Raw genomic sequence first — 13,658 nt, 5'->3', positions numbered from 1 at the left:
TAAAGAACCCTGCAAATATGCCGATATATTTCATAGAAGATTGTGTTTAGGTCATGTGAAAGAATTTTAATGAGGTGAGCACGTGTTAAAAGGACTATATACCGCAACATCTGCCATGATCGCTCAAGAGCGGCGGACAGAAATGCTTTCAAATAATATCGCAAATGCGAATACGCCAGGATATAAAGCGGATGAGGGGACCATGCGGGCATTTCCAGAAATGCTGCTAAGCCGAATGGAGTCAGGACGTTTCCAAACTTCCTCAGGCAAAGGTTTTAGTGTTCCACAGCAAACGCCGATTGGCGGCATTAATACGGGGACATATATGCAGGAACTGATTCCTCAATTTACACAAGGAACTTTAAAAACAACAGATCAAACAACGGATGTCGCACTAGTCGAAAATAATGTGCCGATCAACCCGGAGACCAATCAGAAATCAGCGCTTTTTTATGCGGTCAATACACCAGAAGGCGTTCGTTATACGAAAAGCAGCTCAATTACAATGAACGCACAAAATCAGTTGACTATCAATGGACGTGCCCTTCTTTCTGTCACAGGTCAGCCAATTACGGTTCAGAGTGAGAATTTCAAAGTGAATGCAGATGGAACTGTGAGTGAAAATGGACAAAATCTCGGGCAAATTGATGTGCGTGTTGCGATGGATACAAGGAACTTAGCGAGAGAAGGAAATGATTTATACCGTACAACTGATAACCAGCCCCTGCCAAGCGCAGTCAATAACGGTCAAATGTCCTATACGTTAAGTCAAGGTGTATCGGAGCTGTCGAACGTGGATGTGACGAAATCATATACAGAAATGACAACCGCCTATCGAGCATTTGAAACAAACCAAAAAGTGGTTCAGGCGTATGATAAAAGCTTAGAAAAAGCAGTGAATGAAATTGGCAGAGTGTACTAATCAAGAAATGAAAAAGAAAGGAGGATTCTCATGCTTAGAACAATGATCAATGCAGCTGTATCAATGAACGAAGTACAAAAGCAGCTTGATATTATCAGTAATAACATCGCGAACAGTGAAACAACAGGGTACCGTGCGAAAAATACCCGTTTCTCAGAGCTGATCAGACAACAGTTCAACCAGGTGGATGAAAAAAATGCGCAGGTGGCAAACAGTCGTCTGACACCTGATGGGCTAAGGCTTGGTACGGGTACGATGGTGAATGCGTCCATTAACTCGCTGCAAGGCTCGATTAAAGAAACAGGTCGTGATCTTGATGTTGCATTTGGAGCGCCGTCTCAGTATATGCAGGTCAATGTCGGCGGTAATATTCGTTATACAAGAGACGGTTCTCTTTACTTACAGCCAGGCAATAATCGTAATCAAGTGCAGCTTGTCACTAGCGAAGGCCATCCGATTCTTGATGAAAACGGAAATGAAATCGTCTTAAATGCGAATTTCCGTGATATTTCAATTGATAAAAATGGACGTCTAACAGCCATTTCAAGAGATAATCAACCGAATCAGCAAGTGAATCTAGGTGTTGTACAAGTCAATAACTCTTCAGCACTTGTCTCTGAAGGAGATAATTTGTTCTCAGTTGACGGTACTTATCAAGGTGCATTAACAGCACTGAATGGAGCAAACCGCCAAGCGATTCAGCTTCAGCAAGGTGCACTTGAAACGTCGAATGTGGACATGTCTAAAGAATTAACAGATCTCATGACAACACAGCGCTCCTATCAGATGAACTCAAGAACGATTACGATGGGTGATCAAATGCTTGGATTAGTGAATACAATTCGATAATGGGCAGGCTGACATCAGCCTCTCATGATAAAAAAGGCGGCTCGCTCAAAGTCGCCCTTTTTTTTATAAAAATCTGAGACATCGGCAAGCAAATCCTCAAGATCAATCCAAGCTTCTTTTCGTTCAAGGCATGTGACGAGCCTTGCAATCTGCTCATCTGCCTTTGGCGTTTGGCTGTAGAGAAGAAATAAGATTTGGAACTTGATTCTTAATATATCAAATTGTGAAGCAACGGCTTCTTTTAATCCTTTTTGAATATACTTCATACCTTCATCGGTTAAATTTTCTTTATAACAGGAACGCACAGTTTCGTAGAGGCACGATACATAGGAGTGTGCGGACTTCCGGTATGCTGGGAGACGAAGTGCTTTTTTAAAGTATTCCAGCGCTTTCTTGTGACGGTTTTGTCTCGACTGAATAAAGCCAGCGTCATAATAAACGATACCGAGCAGTTCTTGATCATCAATGATTTTCACGTATTCGATGATCTCAATAAAAAGAGCTTCTGCTTCTTCATATTTTTTTTGATCGCTATAATTAAGACCAAGCACAATTTTACAACGATAGAGGCTGTGGTCATCCCCATGCTTTGCAAAGATATCCATGGCTTTTTGAACATGACGAATCGATAGCAACGAATAGCGGTTGTTATAATAAACACCACTTGTACGGAAATGGAACTCTGCTTCCTCCAGCTCATCGTTAAGGAACGACAGTCGTTCTTCCGCCTTTTCGAGATAGTAGATCGCATCATTTTGATCGCTGTTTAAAGCTTCGTAAAGTCCGAGAAAGAAGTAAAAGTAATAGGCCAGTTCTTCGTTCATATCATCTTTGTGCTGCATCAATTCATGTTTCATTTTTTCTAAGTCCTCTGTCTGATTCATCCAGAGCTGCTGGCGAAAAAGCATCAGCTGATAATGTAAATAGAGTTCCTGTTTTTTTGATATTTTACGTTGATGTTTTAATAGAGTTGTTTTGATTTCTTCAGCCTTCGAAAAATGTCGATGCTTTAGCATTGTATACCACGAATGGAGAAGTTTTTTAATGGATTTATCACTTATAAAATTCATTTTTACCCTCTTATTCAATCAATGATGTAATATATATTACCATATTTGTGAAAAAACAATGAGTGTAGTGTGGATTATATTTGATGACAATAGGTAATAGTAGATTCTATTTTTTACCATATATGTGGAGCGGACGTTGAAAAATACGAGCATTCATAATATACTTCTATAGGAATCAAATGAAGATCATCGATATAGAAAAAAGGAGAGATCAAGATATGCTTGATGCTCAGCAAATTCAAGACATTATTCCACACCGTTATCCATTCTTATTGGTCGACCGTATTTTAGAGGTTGAGGGAGAGAAAAGAGCAGTTGGGATTAAAAATGTCACAGTAAACGAAGAATTTTTTAATGGTCATTTCCCAGGATACCCAGTCATGCCGGGTGTGCTAATTGTAGAAGCACTTGCGCAGGTGTTTGGAGTCATTATGTTAGGCAAAGAAGAAAACAAAGGGAAAATTGGTTTATTTGCAGGAATTGACGGCTGCCGTTTCAAAAGACAGGTGAAGCCTGGCGATCAGCTTCGTTTAGAGGTAGAAGTGACGCGCCTCAAGGGTCCAGTTGCAAAAGGAAAAGCAGTAGCCACAGTAGACGGCGAAGTGGCATGTGAAGCAGAACTTACATTTTCTATCGGTCCTAAAGTATCATGATTTGCCTGGCGGTTCATCAAGGATGAATCGCTTTTTATATGGAAACAACTAGTCTGAACGGATCAGGACTTGCATTTTTGACAAAAAAACGTCATATTAGACAAAAAAGATGAAGGTGATAAAAGATGCTGAAAGAATTTAGAGAATTTGCAGTCAAGGGAAATGTCATTGACTTGGCTGTAGGTGTCATCATTGGGGGAGCATTTGGCAAAATTGTCACTTCTCTTGTGAATGATTTGATCATGCCGCTCGTCGGTATTATTATTGGCGGACATGATTTTAGCGGTCTATCTATTAAGATCGGATCTGCGCAAATTTTATATGGAAGCTTCATACAAACAGTGATTGATTTCTTGATTATCTCGTTTTCCATTTTTATCTTTATTCGTTATTTGAATAAATTAAAACGGAAAAAGGTAGAGGAAGAAGAGGTTGTAGAAACGCCGGATCAAACGGAAGTTTTACTAACTGAAATTAGAGATCTCTTGAAACATCAAAGCCAATCGAAAGATGTGCAATAGAAAAAGAGCGGCTAACCCCGCTCTCAGCGTGTAGGCAAATCCTCGCATTCATTGTCAGGTCTGTGCTCCGGTGCTCGCCCTTTCTAGACTGCAAAGGTTTTCTATCACGCTGAAAGGAAGACAAAGGGCTAAAATAAGATTCATTTTAGCCCTTTGTCAACTATCTAAGAGCGGCTAATCCCGCTCTTTTTATGTGTTTTGTTTAAATGCATCCAGCAGTTTTTCTCCGGAAAGGCCCTCTTTGACGAGGTCTTTAAGTACTTCTTCGGTTTCTGTTCTGTAACGATTTGTAATCATCTTACCATCGAGCAGCACAGAAATGTTTTCTTCTAAAGCAACAATGTTTTTGACTTGGACAGATAGATGAACAGGGCGGTTGTTTTCTTTTGTGATCGTTACTAGAATCTTCACTTCAGTGTGCTGCTGAAAGAGCACCTCAAACACCTGTCTATGTTTCTTTGGAATGAGTGCCTCGATCATCCAGTGATTTTCACCATCTTCTTTATTAATGATTAAACCGTCACGAAGGGGAATGCTGGACATTTTATCTTGCTTTGGATCAAGTTCGATTTTTAAATCAATCAGCCTAAAGGTTTTCATTTTTTGCACCTCACAAGCGTTCATTATTCGTAAGTAACATTATAGCATACAACATCTGTATAAATGAAACCGCTGCCTGCTTAAAGCGAGCTGCATATGAGTGAAAGGAGATGTTTTATGGAGTCTTATCAATTGCGAAACATACATATTGGCGAGGAGAAGGCAAAGAGCAAAATGCGCGTTTATTCGTGGGGAGACATTCTTTCATTTTGTGATGTGTACATGGAAGAAGGCGAGTCACTCACGTTTCAATACGTCACCGAGGATCAAATGGACTACTTTGAATTTCAATTGTCGATTCATGACGGGCAGCTTTGTTTTTATTGGTTTGCGTGGGACGGATCTGATTATATTCACATGCCTTCTAGTAATTGGATTCATTCAGATGTTTTTTATCAATTTATGAAAAATAAGTTTTTCATCAAACAAAACAAGATGATGTTTTATACTCAAGCGGTAAAAAGCAGAAATTAAAGAGGAAATAGAGAATTTGAGGGGGAATTTTGTCATTTTCATGTTTTGTCATATACAACCTTTCTCGGTAGACTAAGGGCAGTTGAAAGGAAAGGAGGTACGGTCTGAATCAAAAGGTAACGTCTAGCATCTGACAGCCCCCTCTAGCTAAAGCTGATAGACGCTGCCTTGAGCATAAGAACACTGCGTAATAGAACCATCGCTTCTTTGTATAGGTCATGTGTCCCCTTAAATCCCCTTGTGTGTATCCGGTCATGTAGCGTGGCCGGGTACCCTTTTATTCAATGATAAACCGATCACCTCTTGATGATGGATTTTATCAGCGGTATGATAGCCAAAATGGAGACAAAAAGGAGAGAACGATGACAAACATTCAATTGATTGCAACGGATTTAGACGGAACGTTATTGAATAGTGAACACAAAGTGAGTCAGGAAAATGAGCAGGCATTAAAGGAAGCAGCGGCGAATGGATTGGAAGTTGTCGTTTCTACAGGAAGAGCGTATTTTGATGTGAGGTCTATTTTTGATGAGCTTGGGATGAATACATGGGTGATTAGTGCCAATGGAGCTGTGATTCATGATCCGGCTGGACAAGTATATCATTCAGTTGCTTTACAAGAAGAAAAGGCCAAACGCATATTGTCGTGGCTTGAAGAACGTGATTATTATTATGAAGTTTTTACAAACGAAGCCATTTTCACACCGAATCGTGGTAGAGAGCTTCTTGCGATTGAAATGGATCGCTTAAAAAGTGCAAATCCAGAAGCGGACCTGAGTGTTTTAAAACAAGCGGCAGAAGTGCAATACAGTCAGTCAGGTTTTTCTTATATTGATACATATAAAGAGTTGTTTCGTGAGGATCGAAAGCTTTCATTCTACAACATCTTAGGTTTCTCTTTCTTTGAAGACAGATTGAAGGCAGGATGGGATATGTTTGGTGATGATTCAGATGTCACAATGGTCAGTTCAGCCGATCATAACTTTGAAATTGGTTCAAAGGATGCATCTAAAGGCCAGGCATTAACAAGGCTGGCAGAACGACTTGGTGTTCCTTTAAGCCAGACAGCGGCTGTAGGAGACAGTTTAAATGACGAATCGATGCTTCGAGCAGCTGGTGTTGGGGTTGCGATGGGCAATGCGAGACAGGATATGAAAGAAATCGCTGATCATGTCACGTTAACAAATGATGAACATGGTGTGGCGTATATGATTCGACACCTGTTGAAATAGATGCATCGGATGTCGTTGTATAAATCACATAGGATAAAGCGCATTCTACAAAAGAGTAATTCAGAACTACTTCTATTTACACATGATGTGGAACATCATATAATTTAATGATGAACATAACCCGCTTGTAAGGAAATTAAGGAGAGTAAACGAATGGCGCTGGAATCTTATAAGTCCGAAAATCTGCATTTAATCAAGGAAGCCTTAGACTATACTCAGGTTGGCCTGACGGTGACGGACCCGTCTTTACCTGATAATCCTTTAATATATGTGAACAAGGGCTTTTTAGATATGACAGGCTATCAAGAACCCGAAGTATTGGGGAAGAATTGTCGTTTCCTTCAAGGAAATGAAACAGAGCAAATTGCTCTCCAACAAATTAGAACAGCTATTGAGAACAAAGAGGCTGTCACTGTTCAGCTGAAAAATTATAAAAAATCTGGACAGATGTTTTGGAATGAGTTAAGTGTAGCTCCTCTTTGGATTGACGAAAATGAAGGGAAACGTCTTTATTTCGTTGGTCTGCAAAAAGATGTCACGAAAGAGAAGGAACAGCAGGAGCTTCTTGAGCAATCAATTGATGAAGTGCTGAACATTTCCGTTCCCATTGTTCCTGTGAAAGATGGTATTTCTGTGTTACCGATCATTGGTACGTTAACAGCGCCAAGATTTGATAAGATTATCTCCACAGTCTCCACCTATATCTCTCAATCCAAGGACGATTATTTTATTGTCGATCTGTCTGGTTTATTAGAAGTCGATTCATTTGTGGCAGATGCGATCTTTAAGCTGAACGATTTGATTTTAATGACAGGTACGGAACTCATCGTGACAGGAATTAAACCGAATCTTGCGATGAAAATGGGAGAAATGAGAGAAGACTTCCGTGAATTGAATACGTATATGAACGTGAAATCTGCATTGAAAAAACTGCACATTTAACCTATGTTCATATGAAATGAAAAAAGAGGACTTTTCATCATGTTTGAGAAAAGTCCTCTTTTTGCTTGGATTAAGATGATTGAGCGGCGGCACTTAATGTGAATAAATCTTCTAGTTCGTTTGTCGATAGCTCTGTAATCCAGCTTTCACTTTGGATAATTTGATCATTTAACGTTTGCTTTGTTTCGAGCATTTGATCGATTTTTTCTTCAATCGTGCCCGTTGTGATCATCTTATGGACGTGAACAAATCGTTTTTGTCCGATCCGATAAGCACGGTCGGTCGCTTGGTTTTCCACAGCAGGATTCCACCATCTGTCGTAGTGAATGACATGGTTTGCGGCGGTTAGGTTAAGTCCTGTTCCTCCTGCTTTTAAAGAGAGAATTAAGATGTTGAATTCTTTCTTCTGGAAGCGGTCCACCATTTTATCCCGTTCCTGTTTGGACAGACTGCCATTTAAAAATTGAACTGGTTCTCCAAACATTTTTTCCGCCAGTTGCTTGATCATGTTCCCCATTCCAATATACTGCGTAAAAATGAGGCAGCTTTCTCCTTGCTCATGTATTGCTTTTAACAGCTCTGCGAGTTTATCCATTTTTAATGAACGTTTTAGCAGTTTCACATCGGTTCCACTCTCTTTTAAATAGAGAGCCGGGTGATCGCAAATCTGTTTGAGTCTGCCGAGCATACTTAAAATAATGGCTTTCCGCTGCATTCCTGTTAACGAAGCCATGTGTTCGAATGTATCTTTCACGAGCTGTTCATATAAAGAAGCCTGCTCAGCAGATAGCGGAATGAATTCTTTTTCTTCGAGTTTCTCAGGCAGGTTCAGGGCAACCTCTTCATCTTGCTTTGTTCGTCTTAATAGGAAAGGCTTAATCAGCTGCTGCAGCTGTTCAATTCTTTTTTCATCACGATCTTTTTCAATCGGCAGAACGAATTTCTTATGAAAGCTCGTCAGGCTGCCGAGATATCCTTTGTTGACGAAGTCAAAAATGGACCAAAGCTCTGTCAAACGGTTTTCCATAGGTGTCCCGCTAAGGGCAATGTGATGCTGCCCTTTGAGCTGTCTGATCGCTCTCGATTGTTTCGTATGGGCATTCTTAATGTTTTGGGCTTCGTCTAAACAAATCGTATCCCACTTTGCTGACGTTAATTCATCACGATCAGAATGTGAGAGTCCATAAGACGTCAGGACAATATCTGTTGACTCGTATGCCTTTGTAAAGTGTTCCCCTTGAGGACGCGATGGCCCGTAATGCAAGGCAACATTCAAATGTGGTGCGAAGGTTTCAAGCTCTCGCTGCCAGTTTCCTAAAACAGAGGTCGGCGCAATGATAAGAGATGGAGCGGCATTTTGCTCCTGCTCCTTTAAATATGTGAAATACGCAATCATTTGAATCGTTTTTCCAAGACCCATATCATCTGCTAAACAAGCCCCAAATCCATGAGATCTTAAGAATAACAGCCAGTTGACACCATGCTGCTGATACGGCCTGAGTGTGCCTTTGAAGGACTCACTCATTTCGTAGGAAGGCAGCTCATGCGTATCATTTAACTGATGAACAAGCCCTCTTAATTGAGACGAAAGTTCAAATTGAATATGTGCAAATGCTGAGCTGTCTAGCAGCTCTGGAATCGATTCAGAGGATGCTTCTTGATCTGCCAGTTCACGTGACAAAATATCAGACATGTGCAGCCCTTCATTTTCGGCACGCTCCATCCATTTTTTCATTTGCTGGATGAAGGTTGGATCGATTTTGATCCATTGTCCACGAATATTGACAAGGCGCCGTTTACTTTGGACAAGCTCGTTGAACTCATCTTCTGTCAGCTCGATGCCGTTTGTAGCGAAGCGCCAATTAAAGTCCATCAAGGCATCCATTCCGACATGCGACTCGCCTCTCGGGGTAGAGGAAATCCTTGCTTTTAGCATCATGGTGCTTTCTTTGACAATTTGCCACCACGATGGGAGCAGGATCTCAATGCCCATATTCACAAGTGTTTCACTTGCTTCAGATAGGAAAAGCCATGCTTCGTCTTCTGACATGAGCGTGGTGCCAGATGTGAAAGAAAGCCAAGGGACAATTTGACCGAATCGCTCCAGCTCTCTTGAGATTTTATCTTGATACGGATGCCAAGACCTTTTCAATGAACGGATGCCTTCAAAAAAGTGAAGGTCGCTGTTTTTCTTATCACGCAAAAACAATTCGATTTTCCAATCATCTCCGTCGAAATCCGGTTCATTTAAACGCAAGCCGACAGTGAAAGGTGTGTCGTCATCAATCCAGCCAATCGTTTCCAAGAAATCCTGCTCATCTAAAAAATGTCCTTGGAAGGATGAGAGCGCAGGCGATTGTTCTGTCATCCGGTTCCATTTGTGCTGTAAGGCATTATCAAATTGAATATAATCCTGTACGGCAAAGGAGAACCACTCAGCCGTATAGCCATCTAATAGTCCTTCTTTGTCTTTAAAACGAAGCACACCTTTTGTCCATGCCTCGTAATCGGGAATGAAATCTTCATCCTCAATGAATTCATAAATGGTGGAGGCGGTCTTCATCAGTGGTTCCGTTTCATCGGTTAGTGTCACATGACTAAAGGTATTAAACGAATTTTTTCCTAGCAGTTCGACGGTCATCCAAGGGCTTAGCAGGAAGGCAGGTGTGCCAATAAAGCTCACATCTTCTAAAAATGTTCCGTAAAAAGACGATTCGTGCCATTGGAAAAGCTGCCTCTTCATTTCATTAAGCGGAACAGGGTGTCCGTCCTCTGCTTGCGCTGAAATGGTGAAAGAGAAATCTTCTGTTTGTTCTGCATGAATGACAATTTGTTTATGGCGTGTCATCAATTAATTTTCCTTTCTTCATTTCCTCTTGGAACGCACGCAGCCGTTTCGTTGAATCCTGAAGCTGCTTTACATATCTTTCCCAAATCGCAGTTTTTTTCGTTTTATGATAAAGCGTGCGCAGTTTTTTTAGCATTTTCACAGATTCCCGGTAAGCACTTCGATTCTTTTGATCGAGAAGCTGTGAGATTTCACGGTGATATGATGGAATGAGCGCTTCAGGCTCCTCTTTTGCAATTTGTTTGATCAGATCCTTCTCCAGTTCACTGATGGAGAAACCAACAAGGCTGTGAATCTCAATCCATTCTGCATAACGCTGTTGTGCATATAATAGCTGACTATATTCAGTAAACGCATAGGGCATGCAAATCTGGAGGTAGCGTTCATATAAATGATGATCCTTCGTCTGCTTAAAATATGCGTCTAAATAAAAGAAGAAATCACTGACGGCTCCTCGCAGTTCTCTGTAGGAAAGGTCGAGCTGGCAATATTCCTCTAAAATATAGGTGATCTCATGATACCAGAGCTTGAGCCGCTTCCAGTCCTTGCGGTTTGTCAGATCCTTCAGCCAATTGAGCACATTTGGCAGCATATCTGCATTGAGCAGCTTTAATTGCTGAAAGAGGCTATCGTCTTCTTTCATTAAATAATCCATGTGCATCAATCCGATGGTACATTCAACCGTTTGTTCTTGCTGCTGAGCGTTTCTTAGTAATTCTGTTTCTTTTTTAACCCATTTCCCTCTATTTAATATGGTGCCCCAAATCTCCATAAAGACCGCTACTCGTTCATGCTGGAAAGGTCCGTTTATTTGAAGAAGTGTCCGAACGGCAGTTGGTGTGTTTTCAAGAAACGGATCGAGGGAAAAGGAAAGGGCGTATGTCTTCAAGTGATCCACTGAATCGAAAATGGTGTTCATAAGCTGTTCGACATATGGATTCATGGAATAAAAGTCCTTCTCGGCATCAAGCTGGCCAAGGTCGATTAATTCATGAATCCTTAACCACACATCGATTGACGTATGAATCGCATACAAACTCTTGAATTCAGGAGAATGAGGTGCGTGTTTTTTTAGGATCGATAAATAGCCGTAATACAAATGCTGCGGTGTTTGCTGATGCTTTGGTGTCCGTTTCAGCCAGAGGTTAAATTCCTCTTGGAAAAAATTCAGCCAGCTTTGGAGTGATTGTTCGTCTGGGCGCTTCACTTGGAAGTGCTGGCGAATCAATTCTTTGCTGCGCTGTAATTCATCCTTTTCTGACCAATTTTCTGTAAATCCAGTCACACTCTCCACTTGAGCGTATAGCGAAAAGAAGACAGCGAGAATGTGTTTACAAAGTCCATCTGCCGGACATGAGCAGCTGCTTCTCACAGGAAACAGCACATGAAGATGGACTCTTGCTGCCACAACATCATGTACATAAGCTGACCATTCCGTATCAGATTCTTGCTTGAGACGATATACACTGTCCTGTCTATAAGTAATCAATGCTTTTTTGATGAGTTGTTTGTTTTCATCTGTTGCAGGAAGAAGTTCTTTGATCTGTTCGGCTGTTTGTTTGATTTCTTCCTCGTTGATGTTGTGCTGAAGCATTTGATCCGCTCCTAACCAAGTAAAAGATTCCAATTCTTTTATTATAGCTCAATGGTGATTTATAAAAAAGTTTTTCATGAAAATGGTCATAAATTTCAAAAGCTGTCGAATGATGTATTAGAGTATTGCATAAACCAACCTTACAGCATATAATAATGAAATTAGTGGAATCGAAAGGATACAGACATGGATAATAAGGGTTTGAATCAAGAAGAGTTTTTAAAAATTTTGATGTACGCTCATGATATTGGTGAGAATTCAAATGATGTCACCACAAAAGAAATGCTTGAAAATCTGATTGCTCATATTCGAAATGGTCTTGTTTCATAAAAGTGACCCCCTGCTGGTGATGGCAGGGGGTTTTTGTATGCTTTTATGAATGGAACGAAAGCTCCCGGCATACGATGTCATTACAAGCATAAGGCGTATGGGGAGCTGATGGTGTCATGAATATTGCAATTGCAGGCTGTGGATATGTGGGACTGGTCACAGGTGTGTGTTTAGCGGAGGCAGGGCACAATGTGGCGTGTATTGATATTGACCGGAGAAAAGTCATGCAGCTGAAACAGGGACATCCACCTATGTATGAGCCAGGATTAAAAGAACTGCTGAAACGCAATCTTGAGCAAGGACGAATTCAATTTCACATAAATGGAGAGGCAGCCTACTCGCGGGCAGATGTGTTAATGATTGCGGTTGGCACCCCGCAGCAGGCAGATGGCCAAGCTGATTTACAATATGTGTTTCAAGCCGCAAAGGAGATCGGTACAAAAGCGAAATCAGGTGCGGTTCTTGTGGTGAAAAGTACGGTGCCTGTTGGAACGGGGGATCAAATCGAACAGATGATCCATCAAGAATTAGGACGGAATGAGCCATTATCGATTGCATCTAACCCAGAGTTTTTACGAGAAGGCTCTGCCATTTCAGATACATTGAGGGCAGATCGGCTTGTTATTGGGGCTGAAACAAAAGCTGTATTAGACCGGCTCGAGGAGATGTATGCTCATTTCCACCTGCCAGTGGTTAAGACAGACCGAAAAAGTGCAGAAATGATCAAGTATGCATCAAATGCTTTCCTTGCGACCAAAATCAGCTTTATGAATGAGATTGCCTCCATTTGTGAAAAAACAGGTGCTGATGTTGAATGGGTGGCGCAGGGAATGGGGCTCGATCAGCGGATTGGTTCTTCATTTCTCAAGGCGGGGATTGGCTACGGAGGTTCTTGTTTTCCAAAGGATACAAATGCACTTGTCCAAATCGCAGGGCATGTGTCGCATGATTTTGAGCTGCTAAAGGCTGTTATCAAAGTAAACAATGAGCAGCGAGCCGGTTTTATCCGAAGTATTCAGGAGAGACTGGGATCAAATCTTGAAGGAAAGCGAATTGCACTTCTTGGCCTTGCTTTTAAACCGAATACAGACGATATGAGGGAGGCGCCGTCGGTTCCAATTGCTCATGAACTCCATCAATTAGGCGCGGAGCTTGTGGCGTATGATCCTGTTGCCGCACGCCATGCTGCTCGTGAGCTACCTGAAAAAGTCGTGTTTGCTCATACGATTGAAGAAGCGATAAAGGATGTCCATGCAGCTTGTATATTAACAGAGTGGACAGAAATTCAGACGTTCCCGCTTACGTCCTATAAGGAATGGATGAGACAGCCGCTTATTTTCGATGGACGCAACTGCCATACGCTTGAAGCGGCAGAACAAGCAGGAGTCGAGTATCATTCGATTGGGCGCAGACCAGTTTCTCCAATATATATGTAAAAGAAAACCGATAACAGGTCATGTTATCGGTTTCAGCGTGTAGACAAACCCTCGCATTCGCCCGCAGGTCTGCGCGCTGGTGCTCACGAATATTAAATTCGCTCCGCAAAAGTAGCTGCCCTTCCTAGACTTCAAAGGTTTTCTATCACGCTGAAAAGAAGACAAAGTGCTAAAATAAACATCATTT

General features: G+C 41.4%; 13 protein-coding genes. 9 read left to right on the top strand and 4 right to left on the bottom strand.

What is annotated here, in order from left to right:
• Window positions 1-82 precede the first annotated feature (82 nt).
• Together MKZ05_RS16595 and MKZ05_RS16590 are read left to right on the top strand one after the other, a co-directional pair.
• Complete coding sequence (locus MKZ05_RS16595; protein ID WP_339160596.1) at window positions 83-922, top strand: flagellar hook-basal body protein; 840 nt, start codon at window positions 83-85, stop codon at window positions 920-922.
• A gap of 30 nt (window positions 923-952) precedes the next feature.
• Entirely contained in the window at window positions 953-1,771 is an 819-nt protein-coding gene (locus MKZ05_RS16590; RefSeq protein WP_003215031.1) for a flagellar hook-basal body protein, read from the top strand.
• Between the two features lie 14 nt (window positions 1,772-1,785).
• Here the strand turns inward: MKZ05_RS16590 and MKZ05_RS16585 are convergent, their stop codons facing one another.
• The gene (locus tag MKZ05_RS16585) at window positions 1,786-2,841 is read right to left on the bottom strand and encodes a tetratricopeptide repeat protein (RefSeq protein ID WP_050944418.1); all 1,056 of its coding nucleotides are present in this window, start codon (window positions 2,839-2,841) and stop codon (window positions 1,786-1,788) included.
• A gap of 218 nt (window positions 2,842-3,059) precedes the next feature.
• Here MKZ05_RS16585 and fabZ point away from each other — a divergent pair, with 218 nt between their 5' ends.
• Together fabZ and mscL are read left to right on the top strand one after the other, a co-directional pair.
• A complete protein-coding gene (gene fabZ / locus MKZ05_RS16580) occupies window positions 3,060-3,494 on the top strand; it encodes a 3-hydroxyacyl-ACP dehydratase FabZ (protein ID WP_034620258.1) in 435 nt (144 codons plus the stop codon).
• 125 nt (window positions 3,495-3,619) lie between these two features.
• Window positions 3,620-4,015 carry a large conductance mechanosensitive channel protein MscL gene (gene mscL, locus MKZ05_RS16575; protein WP_003215139.1) on the top strand — a complete coding sequence of 132 codons (396 nt, stop codon included), beginning with the start codon at window positions 3,620-3,622 and terminating at the stop codon, window positions 4,013-4,015.
• A 189-nt stretch (window positions 4,016-4,204) separates the two neighbouring features.
• Here mscL and MKZ05_RS16570 read toward each other — a convergent pair whose 3' ends face one another.
• Window positions 4,205-4,615 (bottom strand): YwpF-like family protein, encoded by a 411-nt coding sequence (locus MKZ05_RS16570; protein ID WP_003215215.1) that lies wholly within the window; start codon window positions 4,613-4,615, stop codon window positions 4,205-4,207.
• A 117-nt stretch (window positions 4,616-4,732) separates the two neighbouring features.
• On the opposite strand from MKZ05_RS16570, the gene MKZ05_RS16565 reads away from it, so the two are divergent.
• The 3 genes from MKZ05_RS16565 (at window position 4,733) to MKZ05_RS16555 (ending at window position 7,263) form a co-directional block, all read left to right on the top strand.
• Window positions 4,733-5,089, top strand: a complete 357-nt coding sequence (locus MKZ05_RS16565; protein ID WP_050944417.1) for a hypothetical protein — start codon at window positions 4,733-4,735, stop codon at window positions 5,087-5,089.
• A 371-nt stretch (window positions 5,090-5,460) separates the two neighbouring features.
• Window positions 5,461-6,321 (top strand): Cof-type HAD-IIB family hydrolase, encoded by an 861-nt coding sequence (locus MKZ05_RS16560; protein ID WP_339162435.1) that lies wholly within the window; start codon window positions 5,461-5,463, stop codon window positions 6,319-6,321.
• Between the two features lie 153 nt (window positions 6,322-6,474).
• Window positions 6,475-7,263 carry an STAS domain-containing protein gene (locus MKZ05_RS16555; RefSeq protein ID WP_003214597.1) on the top strand — a complete coding sequence of 263 codons (789 nt, stop codon included), beginning with the start codon at window positions 6,475-6,477 and terminating at the stop codon, window positions 7,261-7,263.
• 70 nt (window positions 7,264-7,333) lie between these two features.
• On the opposite strand, the gene MKZ05_RS16550 is transcribed toward MKZ05_RS16555, so the two are convergent.
• Both MKZ05_RS16550 and MKZ05_RS16545 read right to left on the bottom strand, forming a co-directional pair.
• On the bottom strand, window positions 7,334-10,111 hold the full coding sequence (locus MKZ05_RS16550; protein WP_106035685.1) for a DEAD/DEAH box helicase: 2,778 nt from the start codon (window positions 10,109-10,111) through the stop codon (window positions 7,334-7,336).
• A complete protein-coding gene (locus MKZ05_RS16545) occupies window positions 10,098-11,705 on the bottom strand; it encodes an SWIM zinc finger family protein (protein ID WP_226804244.1) in 1,608 nt (535 codons plus the stop codon). Before MKZ05_RS16545 ends, MKZ05_RS16550 begins: the two co-directional genes overlap by 14 nt.
• Window positions 11,706-11,891: 186 nt before the next feature.
• On the opposite strand from MKZ05_RS16545, the gene MKZ05_RS16540 reads away from it, so the two are divergent.
• Both MKZ05_RS16540 and MKZ05_RS16535 read left to right on the top strand, forming a co-directional pair.
• Complete coding sequence (locus tag MKZ05_RS16540; RefSeq protein ID WP_003214884.1) at window positions 11,892-12,035, top strand: hypothetical protein; 144 nt, start codon at window positions 11,892-11,894, stop codon at window positions 12,033-12,035.
• Between the two features lie 116 nt (window positions 12,036-12,151).
• Window positions 12,152-13,471, top strand: a complete 1,320-nt coding sequence (locus MKZ05_RS16535; protein ID WP_212045618.1) for a UDP-glucose/GDP-mannose dehydrogenase family protein — start codon at window positions 12,152-12,154, stop codon at window positions 13,469-13,471.
• Window positions 13,472-13,658 lie beyond the last annotated feature (187 nt).

The organism is Bacillus sp. FSL M8-0277 (assembly GCF_037975305.1).
Classification (GTDB): Bacteria; Bacillota; Bacilli; order Bacillales; family Bacillaceae; genus Bacillus; species Bacillus pumilus.
The sequence above is the reverse complement of the archived record's forward strand: the minus strand, read 5'-3'. Positions and strand labels throughout refer to the sequence as shown.